Annotated in this window: 14 protein-coding genes; 5 read left to right on the top strand and 9 right to left on the bottom strand. The window is 65.6% G+C overall.

Going from position 1 to position 19,455, the window contains the following annotated elements; all coding sequences use genetic code 11:
- Positions 1-2 precede the first annotated feature (2 nt).
- The 3 genes from ACODS5_RS15200 to ACODS5_RS15210 form a co-directional block, all read right to left on the bottom strand.
- The gene (locus ACODS5_RS15200; RefSeq protein ID WP_489109043.1) at positions 3-1,151 is read right to left on the bottom strand and encodes a M14 family metallopeptidase; all 1,149 of its coding nucleotides are present in this window, start codon (positions 1,149-1,151) and stop codon (positions 3-5) included.
- Positions 1,152-1,364: 213 nt separating this feature from the next.
- On the bottom strand, positions 1,365-1,880 hold the full coding sequence (locus tag ACODS5_RS15205; protein ID WP_134690215.1) for a DUF4880 domain-containing protein: 516 nt from the start codon (positions 1,878-1,880) through the stop codon (positions 1,365-1,367).
- A gap of 428 nt (positions 1,881-2,308) precedes the next feature.
- Positions 2,309-2,626, bottom strand: a complete 318-nt coding sequence (locus ACODS5_RS15210; RefSeq protein WP_134690216.1) for a DUF6124 family protein — start codon at positions 2,624-2,626, stop codon at positions 2,309-2,311.
- A gap of 129 nt (positions 2,627-2,755) precedes the next feature.
- On the opposite strand from ACODS5_RS15210, the gene ACODS5_RS15215 reads away from it, so the two are divergent.
- The gene (locus ACODS5_RS15215) at positions 2,756-3,412 is read left to right on the top strand and encodes a LexA family protein (RefSeq protein WP_489109053.1); all 657 of its coding nucleotides are present in this window, start codon (positions 2,756-2,758) and stop codon (positions 3,410-3,412) included.
- Positions 3,413-3,544: 132 nt separating this feature from the next.
- Here the strand turns inward: ACODS5_RS15215 and ACODS5_RS15220 are convergent, their stop codons facing one another.
- Genes ACODS5_RS15220 through ACODS5_RS15235 form a run of 4 tightly spaced genes read right to left on the bottom strand, consistent with a single transcriptional unit; the run spans position 3,545 to position 9,100 of the window.
- A complete protein-coding gene (locus tag ACODS5_RS15220; protein WP_489109044.1) occupies positions 3,545-5,500 on the bottom strand; it encodes an acetyl/propionyl/methylcrotonyl-CoA carboxylase subunit alpha in 1,956 nt (651 codons plus the stop codon).
- Positions 5,497-6,306 (bottom strand): gamma-carboxygeranoyl-CoA hydratase, encoded by an 810-nt coding sequence (locus ACODS5_RS15225; protein ID WP_134690218.1) that lies wholly within the window; start codon positions 6,304-6,306, stop codon positions 5,497-5,499. Before ACODS5_RS15225 ends, ACODS5_RS15220 begins: the two co-directional genes overlap by 4 nt.
- Before the next feature lie 3 nt (positions 6,307-6,309).
- A complete protein-coding gene (locus ACODS5_RS15230; protein ID WP_134690219.1) occupies positions 6,310-7,917 on the bottom strand; it encodes a carboxyl transferase domain-containing protein in 1,608 nt (535 codons plus the stop codon).
- Positions 7,918-7,936: 19 nt separating this feature from the next.
- The gene (locus tag ACODS5_RS15235) at positions 7,937-9,100 is read right to left on the bottom strand and encodes an isovaleryl-CoA dehydrogenase (RefSeq protein WP_134690220.1); all 1,164 of its coding nucleotides are present in this window, start codon (positions 9,098-9,100) and stop codon (positions 7,937-7,939) included.
- 307 nt (positions 9,101-9,407) lie between these two features.
- Between ACODS5_RS15235 and ACODS5_RS15240 the strand changes: the two genes are divergently transcribed.
- Positions 9,408-11,078, top strand: coding sequence for an AMP-binding protein (locus tag ACODS5_RS15240; protein WP_489109045.1), 1,671 nt, complete (start codon positions 9,408-9,410; stop codon positions 11,076-11,078).
- Here ACODS5_RS15240 and ACODS5_RS15245 read toward each other — a convergent pair.
- Both ACODS5_RS15245 and ACODS5_RS15250 read right to left on the bottom strand, forming a co-directional pair.
- Positions 11,053-11,313, bottom strand: a complete 261-nt coding sequence (locus ACODS5_RS15245) for an acyl carrier protein (RefSeq protein ID WP_489109046.1) — start codon at positions 11,311-11,313, stop codon at positions 11,053-11,055. The genes ACODS5_RS15240 and ACODS5_RS15245 overlap by 26 nt on opposite strands.
- A gap of 162 nt (positions 11,314-11,475) precedes the next feature.
- A complete protein-coding gene (locus ACODS5_RS15250; protein ID WP_167659443.1) occupies positions 11,476-11,637 on the bottom strand; it encodes a hypothetical protein in 162 nt (53 codons plus the stop codon).
- Between the two features lie 138 nt (positions 11,638-11,775).
- On the opposite strand from ACODS5_RS15250, the gene ACODS5_RS15255 reads away from it, so the two are divergent.
- The 3 genes from ACODS5_RS15255 (at position 11,776) to glgB (ending at position 19,438) form a co-directional block, all read left to right on the top strand.
- Positions 11,776-13,794, top strand: coding sequence for an alpha-1,4-glucan--maltose-1-phosphate maltosyltransferase (locus tag ACODS5_RS15255; protein ID WP_489109047.1), 2,019 nt, complete (start codon positions 11,776-11,778; stop codon positions 13,792-13,794).
- A gap of 115 nt (positions 13,795-13,909) precedes the next feature.
- On the top strand, positions 13,910-17,227 hold the full coding sequence (gene treS / locus ACODS5_RS15260; RefSeq protein WP_489109048.1) for a maltose alpha-D-glucosyltransferase: 3,318 nt from the start codon (positions 13,910-13,912) through the stop codon (positions 17,225-17,227).
- Positions 17,228-19,438, top strand: a complete 2,211-nt coding sequence (gene glgB, locus ACODS5_RS15265) for a 1,4-alpha-glucan branching protein GlgB (RefSeq protein WP_489109049.1) — start codon at positions 17,228-17,230, stop codon at positions 19,436-19,438. It begins immediately after the preceding gene.
- The last annotated feature ends 17 nt before the right edge of the window (positions 19,439-19,455 follow it).

The raw sequence follows: 19,455 nt of genomic DNA on the forward strand, positions 1-19,455 counted from the left end.
GCTCAGCGCAGATCGCCGACCATCTTCAGCAACGTCTCAAGCACCGCCCCGGCCAGCGCCTTGGAGCGCTCACCCGACCAGCCGGTGCGCTGATTCGGCGCATCGTCGTGGTCCTTGAACGGCATCTCCAGGGTCAGCGACAGGCAGTCATGGGCCTGGCCCACGGCATTGCAGGCCAGGGTCATGTTGGCTTGGCCTGGCTCATCGCGGGTGTAACCGTACTTCGTCTGGAAGTCCGGGGTCAGGCTGCACAGGGTGCCGCGGAACTGCTCTTCCAGCTTGGCGATGCGCGGCGTGTAGCCGGGGTTGCCCTCGCAGGCCGCGGTGAACACATGGGGGATTTCCTCGTCGCCATGGGCATCGATGAAGGCGTCCACGCCATGCAGCTTCATCTGGCTCTGGGCGAAGAACACCTCGGGGCTCAGCTCGACGCTGGCGTCCTGCCAGGCGCGGTTGAGGTCCTTGCCCTTGAAGTTGGTGCGCAGGTGGCCGAGGAAGGCGCCGTCCGGATTCATGTTGGGGATCAGGTACAGGTCGGCTTTGGCCAGCAGTTGCTCAATGACCGGGCCATTGGCTTCGAGGGCGTCGATCACGCCTTCCATGAACCATTCGGCCATATGCTCGCCGGGGTGCTGTTGGGCAATGATCCACAGCTTGCGCTTGCCGGCGGCGCCGTCACCTGCGCGTAGCAGCGGGATATCGCGGCCCTGCACACTGCGACCGCTGGCCAGCAGCTCGACGCCAGAGATCTGCCGGGCGCGCTCGATCAGCTGGTTGTGGCGTGCACGGGGGTAGGGCTCGAAGTAGGCGAACCAGGCTTGTGGCTGTTCGGCCTTGAAGTCGAAGCTCAGGGCCTTGCCGTCGAACTGGCTGGGCACGCGGAACCAGGTTTGCTGGTCATACGAGGCCACGGCGTGGTAGCCGGTCCAGGCGTTCTTGTAGGAGGACTGGTGGGCGTTGTCCAGGCTGAAGCGATGAACCTGGCCCGCGGTCAGGCCGCTGGCCTTGAAGTGGAACCACTGGAAGTGCCCGCTGTGGGTGTCGGGGCGGATGTTCAGGTGGACGTGCGCAGGGTCGCTGGCGTCCAGGACCAGGATGTTGCCGGAGTCGAAATCGCAGTCGATGTGCAGCGGGGAGAGCGTCACGGTCATTGCCAGCCTCCTGTTGGCGTTGTTGTGACCGTACTCTACACCGCTTGGGGCGGGGGTGCGTATGTTGATCGGGATTAACCTGTGTAGGAGCGGCCTTGTGTCGCGAAAGGGGGGCGAAGCAGCCCCAGGATTCGTGAGGCGAGCTGATATCGCCGGGGCCGCTATGCGACCCTGTCGCGACACAAGGCCGCTCCTACAAGGATTGCGAAGTCTTCAGGCCCACAGGCCCAGCGCCACCAGTGCGGCGACACCCAGCCCAACCGCAATCGAACACCCGCCCAGCGACAATGCCGCGCGTCCTTGCCGGTACCAGCCGTCATGGCCCAGTTGCCGTGCCGGGGCGAGCAGGCTGCGCCAGCGCAGCTCGGTGTCGTGGAAGGCGCGCAGGTGTTCGGGCCTGGCATCCAGCCAGCGGCGGAAGTCGATGCGTTCGCTGGCGGTCACCTGCGGGCTTTGCAGGCGTACGTACCAGTGTCCGGCGATACCGCCCAGGCTGTCGCCCGGCTGGCGGGTGGCGTTCAAGGCTTGGCTCATGTGGCGCTCGATGCTGACCAGCGGCAGGTCGAGGCGCGTGGCGATCTCGGCGAAACCCAACTGGTCGAGACGGTTGAGCAGGAACACTTGCTGGACCCGCCGTGGCAGGCGCTTGAGCGCGTGCAACAAGGCGTCTTCGCCGTGCCGTTCGGCCGTGCGCGGATCATGCTCGAGGGGCAGCAGCAGACGGGTCATGGACAGCTCCTTGCTCATTGGGGAAGGGGTGGGGGCATCTTCCTTGACGCGAGATCAGCTTAGCCTTAACGAGATTGATTCTCAAGTGCTGATTCGGCAAAGATTTGTAATGAGCGTTCACGTGCTGACACACTTTTGCTATCATCGGCGCCATCAAACGATCTTCATTAGCCTGAAGAGCCAAAAAAAATGACCCGGCAAAAGCCGGGTCAAAAACCGTGATTAGCCTGATGAGGAGATAATCTGAGCGTCCGACCTGAGGACGTTGCAGGTTATCCAGCGGGTCTCGCGACCTGCTGAGTGCAATAATAATCGTTATCATTTGCCAGTCAAATGATTTTTCCGTGCATCGGTAAAAAAATCTTCCTGACGCCTTCCTCGTCCCCGGCAACTGGGGCTATTGCCGTTCGTCGGCTATCACGTTCTCCCTAGCGATTACCTGCCTTTTCCGTGGCGTGGCACTGCTCCAGCAGGGCCCGGGCCATGTTCATCATGTGCATTAGCGCAAATACCACTTCCCGTGTGGTGCCCTGCAGGTGGCTGCCGGTTTCCTGCGCCGTGGCGGCCGCGCAGCGCAGCAGGGCCATGGCATGCTCGCTGGCCTGGGCGTTGCTGACGCCTTCGCGCAAGGTCCACAGCGAACGCTCCAGGTCAGGCTTGCTGGGGGTGGGGTTGAGGTAATAGTCGAGGGCGCGGCGGGCTGCTTCTTCGTCGAGATCTGTTTCTTCTTTTGTCGAATTACTCATGACTGCTCCTGTGAAATCCCTTCGAGGACAATGAGCGTTGATGTTAGGTCAATTTGTATTATTGTTGAGTTCTGAGATAATTCAGGATGTGTATTGATGCCGTTCATCCAGTCCGTATCGTTCACAGCCATGGAAAACTGGATCGAATTTCTGTCGCGCTACCAGCGCGAGCACAACCTCAAGCAGCACCAACTGGCCGAACGCCTGGGCATGACCCAAGGCGGTGTCGGCCATTGGCTGCGTGGCACGCGCAGGCCCACCCTGGTGACAGTCAACGAGAAGCTGGAAAAGCTCGGGCTGGTGTACCTCGAAGCGCGGGTGATGGTGGTCGAGCGTGACGCCACGGTTCGCGAAACCAGGGGTGTCTATGCCGTGGAACGACCGCTTTCGGTCAATGCCTTGCGCCATGCCAGCTTTCGCTTGCCAGTGTTGAGCTGGGTCGACCTGGACGGGCCGCTGCCGGCAACCAGTGAAATCCACGAGCTGACCGACTATATGCCTGCAGGCAACGCATTCTGGTTGCCGGTCGAGAACGATTCGATGAACGCCGCCAGCGGCAGGAGCGTGCCGCTGGGCATGCGGGTGTTGGTGGATGCGGGGATCGAGGTGACGCCGGGCAGGCTGGTAGTGGCGCGCCAGCCCGGTAAGCCGGCGGTGCTGCGTGAGTTGATCGAGGAGGGCGGGCAGCGGATGCTCAGGCCGCTCAATACCTTGTATCCGACGGTGCTGTGCGAGGAGGGGTGCGAGTTTCTTGGTGTTGTGGTGCGCATGCACGGGGTGCTTTAGGTTCGCGCGTAGCCGTGTTGGGGTTGCGAGGTGCCAGACAGTAGCCTTGCAGCGCCTATAAGATCGAGCGCCGCGTGGGCGGCGCTCGATCTTATAGGCGCTGCAAACCTTTCGGCGGGCACATTGCCGCAATCACGCCCCCTCCAACTCCACCAGCACCGTCCCCTCGCTGACCATATCCCCTTCCTGGCAGAACAACGCCTTCACCGTCCCACCATGGGGCGCGCGAATGCTGTGTTCCATCTTCATCGCCTCCAGCACCACCAGCGCGGTACCGGCCTCTACCACCTGCCCCGGCTCCACCAGCACCCGCACGATACTGCCGTTCATCGGCGCCCCCAGGCCGCCCTGGTGGCTGTGGCTGGCCTCGGCCGCGGCGATCGGATCATGGGCACTGACGGCGTGCAATTCGCCCTGCCACTGCAGGTACAGCGTACCGCCCCGGCGAACCGCCAGGTAACGACGGCGCAGGCCGTCGTGGTCATGACACAGCTGCTCCCCCTCCAGGCAATAAGTCGAAGGCGCACTACGCTCCAACGCCACAGCCTGCTCATGCCCGTCGCATTGCAGGTGCACGCTACTGCGTGCCGGTAGCCCCAGGCGCAGGCCATCGCGCAAGGTCCAGGGCGAGGCGGGGTCGTCCTGGCGCAGTTGCGCAGGCTCGCCTTGCAGCCAGGCTTCGGCGGCGGCCTCCCAGAATTGCGCCGGCAGCTCCTGTGGCGGGGGTAGCAGCACGTCCTGATGACGCGGAATGAACCCGGTGTCCAGCTCCGCCTCGGCGAACGCTGGGTGCGCCAGGATGCGGCGCAGGAAGGCAATGTTGGTCTTCAGCCCGCCAATGGCGAACTCATCGAGCATCGCCAGCAGTCGCAGGCGCGCTTGCTCGCGGTCCTGCCCCCAGGCGATCAGCTTGCCCAGCATCGGGTCGTAGAACGGCGATACCACGTCGCCCTCGCTGACGCCGCTGTCCACCCGGCGGCCTTCGCCCGGCGCCGATTCGCGGTACAGCGCCAGGGTGCCGGTGGCCGGCAGGAATTCGTTGGCCGGATCCTCCGCGTACAGCCGCACCTCGATGGCATGGCCGATCAGCGGCACCTGCGCCTGGCTGATCGGCAGCGCCTCGCCGCAGGCCACGCGAATCTGCCAGGCCACCAGGTCGAGCCCGGTGATGGCTTCGGTGACCGGGTGTTCCACTTGCAGGCGGGTGTTCATCTCCATGAAGAAGAACTCGCCCCGGGCATCGAGCAGGAACTCGACGGTGCCGGCGCCCACGTAGCCAATGGCCTGGGCCGCGCGCACCGCCGCCTCGCCCATGGCCTGGCGCAGCTCGGGCGACAGGCCTGGCGCCGGCGCCTCTTCCACCACCTTTTGGTGGCGGCGCTGGATCGAACAATCGCGCTCGTTGAGGTACAGGCAGTTGCCATGCTGGTCGGCGAACACCTGGATCTCCACATGCCGCGGCTTGAGCACGTATTTTTCCACCAGCATGCGCGCATCGCCGAACGACGACTGCGCTTCACGCTGCGCCGAGGCCAGGGCGTCGGCCAGCTGGCTTTCCTCCTCCACCACCTTCATGCCCTTGCCGCCACCGCCAGCGCTGGCCTTGAGCAGTACCGGATAGCCGATGCGCTCGGCGGCGGCGCGGAAGGTTTCCAGGTCCTGGGCCTCGCCGTGATAGCCCGGTACCAACGGCACGCCAGCGGCCTCCATCAATGCCTTGGCCGCCGACTTGCTGCCCATGGCGTCGATGGCGCTGGCCGGTGGGCCGAGGAAGATCAGCCCGGCCTGTTCGATAGCGCGGGCGAAGCCTGCGTTCTCGGACAGAAAGCCATAACCTGGGTGGATGGCCTGGGCGCCGCTGGCCTTGGCGGCGGCGATCAGCTTGTCGATCACCAGGTAGCTGTCGGCCGCCTTGGCGCCGCCGAGGTCGACGCGGATATCGGCTTCGCGGCTGTGGCGGGCGTTGCGGTCGGTGGCGCTGTGCACGGCCACGGTGGTCAGGCCCATGGCCTTGGCGGTACGCATCACCCGGCAGGCGATTTCGCCGCGGTTGGCGACCAGCAGGGTGGTCAGGGTAGGGCGGCTCATGGGCGCGGTTCCTTGTTGTCTTGCCAGGCCGGGCGGCGTTTTTCCAGGAAGGCGCGCAGGCCCTCCTGGCCTTCGGCGCTGACACGGATGCGGGCGATGGTGTTCTCGCAGTAGCGGCGCAGGGCCGGGCTCAATTCGCCGTCGTCCACTTCGCGCAGCAGTTCCTTGGTGGCGCGCAGGGCCTGGGGGCTGTTGTGCAGCAGGTTGCTCACCCAGGCCTCGACCTGGGCGTCGAGCTCGGCGGCTGGGTAGACCTCGGCCAGCAGGCCCAGATCGCGGGCACGCACGCCGCTGAAGCGCTCAGCGGTGAGGGCGTAGCGACGCGCGGCGCGCTCGCCGATGGCCTTGACCACGAACGGGCTGATCACCGCGGGCGCCAGGCCGATGCGAACCTCGGACAGGCACAACTGGGCGTCCTCGGCACCGATGGCCATGTCGCAGCAACTGATCAGCCCCAGGGCGCCACCGAAGGCGGCGCCTTGCACCACGGCCAAGGTCGGAGCCTTGAGCCGGTGCAGGGCGTACATCAGCTCGCCGAGTTCATGGGCGTCGTCGAGGTTGGTGTTGAAGTCCAGTGCCGCCGACTGTTGCATCCAGGCAAGGTCGGCCCCGGCGCTGAAGTGCCGGCCACGACCGCGCAGCAGCACGAAGCGCAGGCGGCTGTCCTCGGCCAGGCGGTCGAGGGCGACGATCAGTTCGCGGATCATCTGCGCGTTGAAGGCATTGTTCTTGTCTTCGCGGCTGAGCCACAGGGTGGCGAAGCCGCGCGGGTCGTGTTCCAGTTCGATAGTCGCGAAGTCGCTCATGGGTCACATCCGGAAAATGCCGAAGCGGCTCTGTTCGATCGGGGCGTTCAGCGCGGCCGACAAGGCCAGGCCGAGCACATCGCGGGTCTGCGCTGGGTCGATGACACCGTCGTCCCACAGCCGGGCGCTGGAGTAGTAGGGGTGGCCCTGGCGCTCGTACTGGTCGAGGATCGGCTGCTTGAGCTTCTTCTCGTCTTCGCTGCTGAACACCTCGCCGCTGCGCTCGCTCTGCTCGCGCTTGACCTGGGCCAGCACCCCGGCGGCCTGCTCGGCGCCCATCACGCCGATCCGCGCGTTGGGCCACATCCACAGGAAGCGCGGATCGTAGGCGCGGCCGCACATACCATAGTTGCCAGCGCCGAAACTGCCACCGATGATCACCGTGAACTTCGGCACCTGGGCGCAGGCCACCGCGGTCACAAGCTTGGCGCCATGCTTGGCGATGCCGCCTTCCTCGTACTTCTTGCCGACCATGAAGCCGGTGATGTTCTGCAAAAACAGCAGCGGGATGCCGCGCTGGCAGGCCAGTTCGATGAAGTGCGCGCCTTTTTGCGCGGCCTCGGCGAAGAGGATGCCGTTGTTGGCCAGGATCGCCACCGGGTAGCCGTGCAGGTGGGCGAAACCGCACACCAGGGTGGTGCCGAACAGCGCCTTGAACTCATCGAACAGCGAGCCGTCGACCAGCCGCGCGATCACCTCGCGCACGTCGAACGGCTGCTTGGCGTCGGCTGGCACCACGCCATACAGCTCCTCGGCGCCATACAGCGGCGCGATCGGCGCCTGGCATTGCAGCTTGCCGAGCTTGTGCCAGTTGAGGTTGGCCACGCTGCGGCGGGCGATGGCCAGGGCATGTTCGTCGTTGTCGGCGTAATGGTCGGCCACGCCGCTGGTGCGGCAGTGCACGTCGGCGCCGCCAAGGTCCTCGGCACTCACCACTTCACCCGTCGCCGCTTTCACCAGTGGCGGGCCGGCCAGGAAGATGGTCGCCTGCTGGCGCACCATGATCGCTTCGTCGGCCATCGCTGGCACATAGGCGCCACCGGCAGTGCACGAGCCCATTACCACGGCGATCTGCGGGATGCCCAAGGCACTCATGTTGGCCTGGTTGAAGAAGATCCGCCCGAAGTGCTCGCGGTCGGGGAACACCTCGTCCTGGCGCGGCAGGTTGGCGCCGCCGGAGTCCACCAGGTAGATGCACGGCAGGCGATTCTGCAGGGCGATAGTCTGCGCGCGCAGGTGCTTTTTCACCGTCAGCGGGTAGTAGGAGCCGCCTTTTACCGTGGCGTCGTTGGCCACGATCATGCACTCCACGCCCTCGACGCGGCCGATGCCGGCGATCACGCCGGCGGCCGGCACGTCTTCGCCGTACACCTCATGGGCGGCCAGTTGGCCGATTTCGAGGAACGCCGAGCCCGGGTCGAGCAGGCGGTCGATACGCTCGCGAGGCAGCAGCTTGCCCCGCGAGGTATGCCGCTCCTGCGCCTTCGGCCCGCCGCCCTGACTGACCTGGGCGAGCAGGCCGCGCAAGGCCTGGACCTGTTCGAGCATGGCCGCGCTGTTGGCGGCGAACTCCGCCGAGCGCGGGTTGATCTGGGTGTGCAGGGTAGCCATGTGCGCCCGTTCCTTATGCTCAGCGGGTTTCGTTGAACAGTTCGCGGCCGATCAGCATCCGGCGGATCTCGCTGGTGCCGGCGCCAATCTCGTACAGCTTGGCGTCGCGCAACAGGCGGCCAGCCGGGAATTCATTGATGTAGCCGTTGCCGCCGAGGATCTGGATCGCCTCCAGGGCCATCTGCGTGGCGCGTTCGGCGGTATAAAGGATCACCCCGGCGGCGTCCTTGCGGGTGGTCTCGCCGCGGTCGCAGGCCTGGGCCACGGCGTACAGGTAGGCGCGGCTGGCATTGAGTTGGGTGTACATGTCGGCGATCTTGCCCTGGATCAGCTGGAACTCGCCGATGCTCTGGCCGAACTGCTTGCGGTCGTGGATGTACGGCACGACCAGGTCCATGCAGCTCTGCATGATGCCGGTCGGGCCGCCCGACAGCACCACGCGCTCGTAGTCCAGGCCGCTCATCAGCACGCGCACGCCGCCGTTGAGCTGGCCGAGGATGTTTTCTTGCGGCACTTCGACGTCATCGAAGAACAGCTCGCAGGTGTTGGAGCCGCGCATGCCGAGTTTGTCGAACTTGTTGCTGCGGCTGAAACCCTTCCAGTCGCGCTCGACGATGAACGCGGTGATGCCGTGCGGGCCCTTGTCCAGGTCAGTCTTGGCGTAGATCACGTAGGTGTTGGCGTCGGGGCCGTTGGTGATCCAGGTCTTGCTGCCGTTGAGCACATAGCGGTCGCCGCGTTTTTCGGCGCGCAGTTTCATCGACACCACGTCGGAGCCGGCATTGGGCTCGCTCATGGCCAGGGCGCCGATATGTTCGCCGCTGATCAGCTTGGGCAGGTACTTGAGCTTCTGCTCGTGAGTGCCGTTGCGGTTGATCTGGTTGACGCACAGGTTGGAGTGGGCGCCATAGGACAGGGCCACCGACGCCGAACCCCGGCTGATCTCTTCCATGGCCACCACGTGGGCCAGGTAGCCCAGGCCGGCGCCGCCGTATTGTTCCGCCACGGTGATGCCCAGCAGGCCCATGTCGCCGAACTTGCGCCACATGTCGGCGGGGAACAGGTTGTCCTGATCGATCTGCGCGGCGCGCGGTGCCAGTTCGGCGGCGACGAAGGTGCGCACCTGGTCGCGGAGCATGTCGATGGTCTCGCCGAGGGCGAAGTTCAGGGTGGGGTAATGCATGCGCGGGCACCTTGTTGTTCTTGATGTTCGAGGTATCACGGCGGCTTTGCGGGAGCTGGGTTGTGGCAGCGGGCTGGCCACGCGATGCCCGTCAGAACGGCCAGTTGCATCGACTGGTCCGGCCTCATCGCGGGGCTAGCCCGCTGCCACAACCTCGCTCCTGTCCAGCCGCAGTGATGCGTGGTTGACGTTAACGTAAACCTGGCTCAGCAGGCTGTCAATCACCTTTACGTAAACGTAAATCTGCGCCAGAGTAATTCGCGCCTGCTTCAGTCATGCCCAGAACAATCACAAAGAAGGGACATCCATGCCTCAACCAAGCTATACCCGCGGCCGCCAGGACCAGCCCCTGCTGACCCAGACCATCGGTCAGGCCTTCGATGCCACCGTCGCCCGCCATGCCGAACGCGAGGCCCTGGTGGTGCTCCACCAGGGCCTGCGCTACAGCTGGCGTGAACTGGCCGCCGAGGTCGATACCCATGCCCGGGCCTTGCTGGCGTTAGGCATGGCTGTTGGTGAGCGGGTCGGCATCTGGGCGCCCAACTGCGCCCAGTGGTGCATCCTGCAACTGGCCACGGCCAAGGTCGGCGCGATCCTGGTCAATATCAACCCGGCCTACCGCGTCGGCGAGCTGGATTACGTGCTGCGTCAGTCGGGCTGCCGCTGGCTGGTGTGCGCCGGCGCGTTCAAGGCCTCCGATTACCACGCGATGGTGCAGGAACTGGTGCCGGAGCTGGCGACCGCGGCGCCTGGCGAACTGGCCAGCGAGCGCCTGCCAGAGCTGCGCGGCGTGGTCAGTCTGGCCGCCGAGCCGCCGCCAGGCTTTATGCCCTGGGCCATGCTGGCCGGGCGGGCAGGGGCGGTGAGCGAGGCCGACTACGCGGCTCGCCAGGCCGAGCTGCAGTTCGACCAACCGGTGAACATCCAGTACACCTCCGGCACCACGGGCGCTCCCAAGGGCGCCACCCTCAGCCACTACAACATCCTCAACAACGGCTACATGGTCGGCCAGGGCCTGGGCCTGAGCGAGCACGACCGCATGGTGATCCCGGTGCCGTTGTACCACTGCTTCGGCATGGTCATGGCCAACCTCGGCTGCATCACCCATGGCGCCACCATGATCTACCCCAACGATGCCTTCGACGCCGAGCTGACCCTGCGCGCCGTGGCCGAGGAGCGGGCCAGCATCCTGTATGGCGTGCCGACCATGTTCATTGCCATGCTCGATCATCCGCTACGGGCCCAGCTCGACCTGTCGAGCCTGCGCAGCGGCATCATGGCCGGCGCCACCTGCCCGATCGAGGTCATGCGCAAGGTCATCGATCAGTTGCACATGGCCCAGGTGCAGATCGCCTACGGCATGACCGAGACCAGCCCGGTGTCGCTGCAGACCGGCCCGGACGACGAGCTGGAGCTGCGCGTGACCACGGTCGGCCGCACCCAGCCGCAGCTGGAGACCAAGCTGGTGGATAGCGATGGGCGCATCGTTGGCCGTGGCGAGATCGGCGAGCTGTGCACCCGCGGCTACAGCGTGATGCTCGGTTACTGGGACAACCAGCAGGCCACCCATGACGCCATCGATCCGGCCGGCTGGATGCACAGCGGCGACCTGGCGGTGATGGATGACGACGGCTACGTGCGCATCGTCGGGCGCAACAAGGACATGATCATTCGCGGCGGCGAGAACATCTATCCCCGCGAGCTGGAGGAGTTCTTCCATACCCACCCGGCGGTGGCCGAGGCACAAGTGGTGGGGATTCCATGCAGCAAGTATGGCGAGGAGGTGGTGGCGTGGATTCGCCTGCACCCGGGGCACAGCGCCACGGCGGATGAGCTGCAGCAGTGGTGCAAGGCCAGGCTGGCGCATTTCAAGGCGCCAAGGCATTTCCGCTTTGTCGATGAATTCCCGATGACGGTGACAGGGAAGGTGCAGAAGTTTCGCATGCGCGAGATCAGTGTGGAGGAGCTGGGGGGTTAGCCATGGTCTTGTAGATCAGGTCGACCAGTTCGGCGAAGGTGACGTGGGCCCGCAGGGGCTCGGCGATGAAGATGCCGAAGGTTTCCTCCATGATCGCCTGCAGCTCCACGAGGTCGAAGCTGTCGGCGCCCAGCTCGTCCAGGGTGATGTCGGGGCGGATTTGGTGCAGGCTCTGCTCCAGGAAGCTTGCGAGGATCCATTGCACGTGGAAGGCGAGGTAGAGGCGTGAGTGCATGCCGGAAGGATCGTCAGAGAGTGAGGCTACTCTGTACGTGGCTTTGCGGGCAGGTGCTACTGGTAGAAATGCCAGGTGCGGTTGAGCCAGGTTTGTGCTGTGAATGCCGGCCCCGCGACAGGGCCGGCCAAGGTGGCCAGATTTGCGCAGCCTTGTCTATCCTCAAGCTTTCACCGGCGGCTCCTGGCTCGGCGGGTCGCCCACGGTCGGCGGCACGCTCGGCTTGCTCGGCAGTTCGTCCGGCTCCTCCTCGGGCACCGGCGGCGGGAGCGCCGGGTCGTCGATGTTCGGGTCGGGTGTCTCCGGTGGAATGGGAATATTCATGGGCCTGACCTCGTGGGATGAATGAAGAGGTGTTGCAGGCTTTGACCCGGGTTTGCGCCCTGCGCTCATTTTTTTGAACCCTCGCGCTTGCGCACGGCTCTGAACCCTTACCGCCACCAGCCCAGGGGAGCAAGATCGATGTCTGGTAACGAGCCGTTCGAAAGCGTGCCCACGGCAGGTGATCACCCGGACCAGGCCATCAGCCTGTCCCAGGCCTTGCTGGCGCCGCGCATCGTGATTGAGGACATCAGCCCGGTGCTCGACGGTGGCACCTTCGCGGCCAAGGCGGTGCGCGGGCACAAGGTCGAGGTGAGCGCCAAGGTGTACTGCGATGGCCACGATCGCCTGGCCGTGACCCTGCACTGGCGCCAGGCCCACAGCCGGCGCTGGCACTGCGTGGCCATGCACTCGCCGGGCAACGACCTGTGGTTGGCCGAATTCACGCCTGCCGAGCTGGGCGTGCATCTGTTCAGCATCGAGGCCTGGATCGACCCTTGGGCCAGCTACTGCCATGACCTGGAGAAGAAGTACGCCGCCGGCGTGGAGGTGAAGCTGGAGCTGGAGGAGGGGCGCCTGCTGCTGGGCAAGGGCATCGAACGCAGTGATGGCCTGCTGCGCGAGCAGCTTGAACAATTGCAGCAGCGCCTGCCGGGGTTGTCGGCGGACGATCAGGTGGCGCTGTTGTTGCACCGCGACGCCGCGCAGTTGATGTTCGAGGCCGAACACCGCAGCTACCTGACCCGCAGTGCCGAACTGCCGCTGGACGTCGACCGCGAGGCGGCGCAGTTCGCCAGCTGGTACGAGCTGTTCCCGCGCTCGGTCACCGACGACCCCGAGCGCCACGGCACCTTCGACGACGTGCGCCAGCGTCTGCCGATGATCCGCGACATGGGCTTCGATGTGTTGTATTTTCCGCCGATCCACCCCATCGGCATGAAGCACCGCAAGGGCCGCAACAACGCCTTGCAGGCCGAGCCCGGCGACCCCGGCAGCCCTTATGCCATCGGCAGCCCCGAAGGCGGGCACGACGCCATCCACCCGCAGCTGGGCAGCCGCGAGGACTTCCGCCGCCTGGTCGCCGCCGCCGCCGAGCACGGCCTGGAAATCGCCCTGGACTTCGCCATCCAGTGCTCCCAGGACCACCCCTGGCTGCAGGAGCACCCTGGCTGGTTCAGCTGGCGCCCCGACGGCACCATCCGCTACGCGGAAAACCCGCCGAAGAAATACCAGGACATCGTCAACGTCGACTTCTACGCCCCCGAGGCGGTGCCGAGCCTGTGGCTGGCGCTGCGCGACGTGGTGCTCGGCTGGGTCGAGGAGGGGGTCAGGACCTTCCGCGTCGACAACCCGCACACCAAGCCGCTGCCGTTCTGGCAATGGCTGATCGCCAATGTGCGCAGCCAGCACCCCGAGGTGATCTTCCTTGCCGAGGCCTTCACCCGCCCGGCGATGATGGCGCGCCTGGGCAAGGTCGGTTATGCGCAGAGCTACACCTACTTCACCTGGCGCAACAGCAAGCAGGAGCTGCGTGAATACTTCGAGCAGCTCAACCAGCCGCCGTGGAGCCAGTGCTACCGACCGAACTTCTTCGTCAACACCCCGGACATCAACCCGTACTTCCTGCAGACCTCCGGCCGCCCGGGCTTTCTCATCCGCGCGGCGCTGGCGACCATGGGCTCGGGTCTGTGGGGCATGTATTCGGGCTTCGAGCTGTGCGAGGGCACGCCGCTGCCGGGCAAGGAGGAGTACCTGGACTCGGAGAAATACGAGATCCGCCCCCGGGACTTCACCCAGCCCGGCAACATCGTCGCCGAGATCGCCCAGCTCAATCGCATCCGCCGCCAGAACCGTGCCCTGCAGACGCACCTGGGGGTGGTGTTCCTCAACTGCTGGAACGACCAGATCCTGTACTTCGCCAAGCGCACGCCCGAGCGCGACAACGTCATCCTGGTGGCCATCAGTCTCGACCCCTATAACGCCCAGGAGGCCAGCTTCGAGTTGCCGCTGTGGGAGCTGGGGCTGGACGACAACGCCGATACCCAGGGCGAGGATCTGATGAACGGCCACCGCTGGACCTGGCACGGCAAGACCCAATGGATGCGCATCGAGCCCTGGCACCAGCCGTTCGGTATCTGGCGCATCGAGAAGCTGCGCTAACTGCCCGGCAATATCTGCGCGTCGCTGAAATCCTGGGGCCGCTTCGCGCCCCTTTCGCGACACAAGGCCGCTCCTACAAGGGGCGTGCCGAACCGGAAAATGAAAGGAGTCGCACATGGCCAAGCGTTCCCGCCCGGCAGCCTTCATCGACGACCCGCTGTGGTACAAGGACGCAGTGATCTACCAACTGCACGTGAAATCGTTCTTCGATGCGAACAACGACGGCATCGGCGATTTCGCGGGCCTGATCGGCAAGCTCGACTACATCGCCGAACTGGGCGTCAACACCCTCTGGCTGCTGCCGTTCTACCCCTCGCCGCGGCGTGACGACGGCTACGACATCGGCGAATACAAGGCCGTGCACCCGGACTACGGCAGCATGGCCGATGCCCGGCGCTTCATCGCAGAGGCCCACAAGCGCGGCCTGCGGGTGATCACCGAGCTGGTCATCAACCACACCTCCGACCAGCACCCCTGGTTCCAGCGCGCCCGCCACGCCAAGCGCGGCAGCAAGGCGCGGGACTTCTACGTGTGGTCGGACGATGACCAGAAGTACGACGGCACGCGGATAATCTTCCTCGACACCGAGAAATCCAACTGGACCTGGGACCCGGTGGCCGGCCAGTACTTCTGGCACCGCTTCTACTCGCACCAGCCGGACCTGAACTTCGACAACCCGCAGGTGCTCAAGGCGGTGATCGGGGTGATGCGTTTCTGGCTCGACCTGGGTGTCGATGGCCTGCGCCTGGATGCCATTCCCTACCTGATCGAACGCGACGGCACCAACAACGAGAACCTGCCCGAAACCCACGCGGTACTCAAGGCGATCCGTGCCGAGATCGATGCCAACTACCCCGACCGCATGCTGCTGGCCGAGGCCAACCAGTGGCCCGAGGACACGCGCCCGTACTTCGGCGAGGGCGACGGCGACGAATGCCACATGGCCTTCCACTTTCCGCTGATGCCGCGCATGTACATGGCCCTGGCCATGGAGGACCGTTTCCCGATCACCGATATCCTGCGCCAGACCCCGGAGATCCCGGCCAACTGCCAGTGGGCGATCTTCCTGCGCAACCATGATGAGCTGACCTTGGAAATGGTCACCGACCGCGAGCGCGACTACCTGTGGAACTACTACGCCCAGGACCGTCGCGCGCGCATCAACCTGGGGATTCGCCGGCGCCTGGCGCCGCTGTTGCAGCGTGACCGGCGGCGTATCGAGCTGCTCACCAGCCTGCTGCTGTCGATGCCCGGCACGCCGACGCTGTACTACGGTGATGAACTGGGCATGGGCGACAACATTTATCTGGGCGACCGCGATGGCGTGCGCACCCCCATGCAGTGGTCGCCGGACCGCAACGGAGGTTTCTCCCGCGCCGACCCGCAGCGCCTGGTGCTGCCGCCAATCATGGACCCGCTGTACGGCTACCAGACGATCAACGTCGAGGCCCAGGCCCACGACCCGCATTCGCTGCTCAACTGGAACCGTCGGCTGCTGGCGGTGCGCAAGCAGCAGAAGGCCTTCGGTCGCGGCAGCCTGAAGATGCTCACGCCGAGCAACCGGCGGGTGCTGGCCTATATCCGCGAATACACCGATGCCGAGGGCAACGTCGAGATCGTGCTGTGCGTGGCCAATGTCTCGCGGGCCGCCCAGGCCGCGGAGCTGGAACTGTCGCAGTACGCCGACAAGGTGCCGGTGGAGATGCTTGGTGGCAGCGCGTTCCCGCCCATCGGCCAGTTGCCGTTCCTGCTGACGTTGCCGCCCTATGGCTTCTACTGGTTCCTGCTGGCCAGCCACGACCGCATGCCCAGCTGGCATATCCAGCCCAGCGAGGGCCTGCCCGAGCTGACTACTTTGGTGCTGCGCAAGCGCATGGAGGAACTGCTCGAATCACCGGCCCGCGAGACGTTGCAGGCAGCGATCCTGCCGCAGTACCTGCCCAAGCGCCGCTGGTTCGCCGGCAAGGAAGGGCCGATCGACCAGGTCCGCCTGCGCTATGGGGTACGCATGGCCACCCCGGCGTTGCCGGTGCTGCTTGGCGAGCTGGAGGTGCACAGCGAGGGCGTGGTCACCCACTACCAGCTACCCTTCGGCTTGTTGCCGGAGGAACAGATCAATGCCGCGCTGCCCCAGCAGTTGGCGCTGTCGCGGGTACGCCGTGGCCGCCAGGTGGGGCTGATCACCGACGCCTTCGTGCTCGAACCCTTCATTCGCGCCGTGCTCCAGGGCTGCCAGGACGGCCTGCGGCTGGCCTGTGGCGATGGCCTGGGCGAGTTGCGCTTCCACAGCACTGAGCAGTTGGCCGCGCTGCAGCTCGATGAGCACAGCGAGGTGCGCTACCTGAGCGCCGAGCAGTCCAACAGCTCGGTGGTGGTGAGCGGCAGCCTGGTGCTCAAGTTGATTCGCCGGGTCAATCCGGGCATTCACCCGGAGCTGGAGATGAGCGCCTACCTGACCGCCGCCGGCTTTGCCAATATCTCCCCATTGCTGGCCTGGGTCAGCCGCGTGGACGACAGCAAGCAGCCGCACCTGCTGATGATCGCCCAGGGCTACCTGAGCAACCAGGGCGATGCCTGGGACTGGACGCAGAACACCCTGGAACGGGCGATCCGCGACCAGATGGAACCCGCCAGCGTCGAGCAGGAAGCGCACACCGACGCCTTGGTCGAGCTGACCGGTTTTGCCGCCTTGCTCGGCCAGCGCCTGGGCGAGATGCACCTGCTGCTGGCCGCGCCGAGCGGCGACGAAGCGTTCCGTTCACGCCCGAGCGACACCCGCGACAGCGAGCGTTGGAGCCGCCAGATCAGTGCCGAGCTGAGCCATGCCCTCGACCTGCTCGCCCAGCACCGTGACACCCTCGACAGCGACAGTCAGGCCCTGGTCGACGACCTGCAGCAACAGCGCGCAGGCCTGCGACAGCATGTCGATAGCCTCGCCCGCCAGGCCCAGGGCGGGCTGCTGATGCGGGTACACGGCGACCTGCACCTGGGCCAGGTGCTGGTGGTGCAGGGTGACGCCTACCTGATCGATTTCGAGGGCGAGCCGGCGCGGCCACTGGACGAGCGCCGGGCCAAGCACAGCCCGTACAAGGATGTCAGCGGTGTACTGCGATCCTTCGACTATGCTGCTGCGATGATCCTGCGCAGCGCTTCGGCGGTAGACCTCTCCGAGGCCGCGCGCCAGGCCCGGCAGCGGGTCGCCCGGCAGTACCTGCACCAGTCGCGCCATGCCTTCGTCGAAGCCTACGGGTTGGCCACCGCCGCCATGCCCCACGCCTGGCAGCAGGCCGAGGGCGAGCGCGCGGCGCTGGAGCTGTTCTGCCTGGAGAAAGCCGCCTACGAAATTACCTATGAAGCCGAGAACCGGCCAAGTTGGCTGGCCGTGCCTTTGCATGGCCTGCATGGCCTGATCAGTACCTGGGGAGAGTCATAGATGAATGCAACCACGCGTGACAACGGCGGCCTTCGGCAACGGGATCTCGATGCCCTGGCCCGCGCCGAGCACGCCGACCCGTTCGCCGTACTCGGCCCGCACCCCGATGGTGCGGGCGGCCAGTTCATCCGGGCCTTCCTGCCCAGTGCCCTGAGCGTGCGCGTGCTGGCCCGCGACGACGGCCGGGTACTCGCCGAGATGCGCCAGGGTGGCGTGCCCGGGCTGTTCACCGCGCACCTGGACCAGGCGGCCCCCTACCTGCTGCAGATCGGCTGGGCCGGCGGCGAGCAGGTCACCGAGGACCCTTACAGCTTCGGCCCGCAGTTGGGCGAGATGGACATGTACCTGTTCGCCGAGGGCAATCACCGCGACCTGTCCGGGCGTTTCGGCGCCCAGCCGACCGAGGTGGATGGGGTTGCCGGGGTGTGCTTCTCGGTATGGGCGCCGAATGCCCGGCGGGTGTCGGTGGTGGGCGAATTCAACAACTGGGATGGTCGCCGCCACCCCATGCGCCTGCGCCATGGCGCCGGGGTGTGGGAGCTGTTCGTGCCGCGCCTTGGCGTGGGCGAGACCTACAAGTTCGAAGTGCTCGGCCAGGACGGCGTGCTGCCCCTCAAGGCCGACCCCCTGGCGCGCGCCACCGAATTGCCGCCGAGCACCGCCTCGAAGGTGGCCGGCGCCCTGGCCCACGAATGGCGAGATGGCCAGTGGCTGGAACACAGGGCCCAACGCCACGCCTATAGCGCGCCACTGTCGATATACGAGTTGCACGCCGGCTCCTGGCGCTGCGAGCTAGACGACGCCGGCGAGGTCGCCCGCTACTACAACTGGCGTGAACTGGCCGAGCGTTTGGTGCCTTACGTGCAGGAGCTGGGCTTTACCCATATCGAGCTGATGCCGATCATGGAGCACCCGTTCGGCGGCTCCTGGGGCTACCAGCCACTTTCTCTGTTCGCGCCCACTTCACGCTACGGCAGCGCCGAGGACTTCGCGTATTTCATCGACGCCTGCCACCAGGGCGGCATCGGTGTGATCCTCGACTGGGTGCCGGCGCATTTCCCCACCGACGAGCACGGCCTGGCGCGCTTCGACGGCACTGCGCTGTATGAGTATGACAATCCGCTGGAAGGCTTCCACCAAGACTGGAACACGCTGATCTACAACCTTGGCCGCAACGAAGTTCGCGGCTTCATGCTGGCCTCGGCGCTGCACTGGCTCAAGCACTTCCATATCGACGGCCTGCGCGTGGACGCGGTGGCCTCGATGCTCTACCGCGACTACTCGCGCAAGGCCGGCGAGTGGGTGCCCAACCGCCACGGCGGGCGCGAGAACCTCGAGGCCATCGACTTCATCCGCCACCTCAACAGCGTCGCCGCCCATGAGGCGCCGGGCGCGCTGATCATCGCCGAGGAATCCACCGCCTGGCCTGGGGTCAGCCAGCCGGTGCAGCAGGGCGGCCTGGGCTTTGCCTACAAGTGGAACATGGGCTGGATGCACGACACCTTGCACTACATCCAGAACGACCCGATCCACCGCACCTACCACCACAACGAGATGAGTTTCGGGCTGATCTATGCCTACTCCGAGCATTTCATCCTGCCGATCTCCCACGACGAAGTGGTGCACGGCAAGCATTCGCTGATCGACAAGATGCCCGGCGACCGCTGGCAGAAGTTCGCCAACCTGCGCGCCTACCTGGCTTTCATGTGGATGCACCCAGGCAAGAAGCTGCTGTTCATGGGCTGCGAGTTCGGCCAGTGGCGCGAATGGAACCACGACCAGCAACTGGACTGGTACCTGCTGCAGTATCTCGAGCACCAGGGGGTGCAGAAGCTGGTGGCCGATCTCAACCGCCTGTACCGCGACCTGCCCGCGCTGCACGAGCAGGACTGCCAGCTCCAGGGCTTCCAGTGGCTGATCGGCGACGATGCCGCCAACAGCGTGTATGCCTGGTTGCGCTGGAGCAGCCAGGGCGAGCCATTGCTGGTGGTGGCCAACTTCACCCCGGTGCCGCGGGAGGGGTACCGCATTGGCGTGCCGTTTGGTGAGCACTGGGTGGAACTGCTCAACAGCGACGCGGAGCTGTATGCCGGGTCGAACGTCGGCAACCTCGGGGCGGTGATGGCCGATGAGGTCGCCAGCCATGGGCAGCTTTTGTCATTGGCGTTGAACCTGCCGCCGTTGGGAGTGTTGGTGATGAAACCGGCATAGGCCATGCCACTGCTGTT

It is taken from the genome of Pseudomonas sp. FG47, assembly GCF_057809115.1.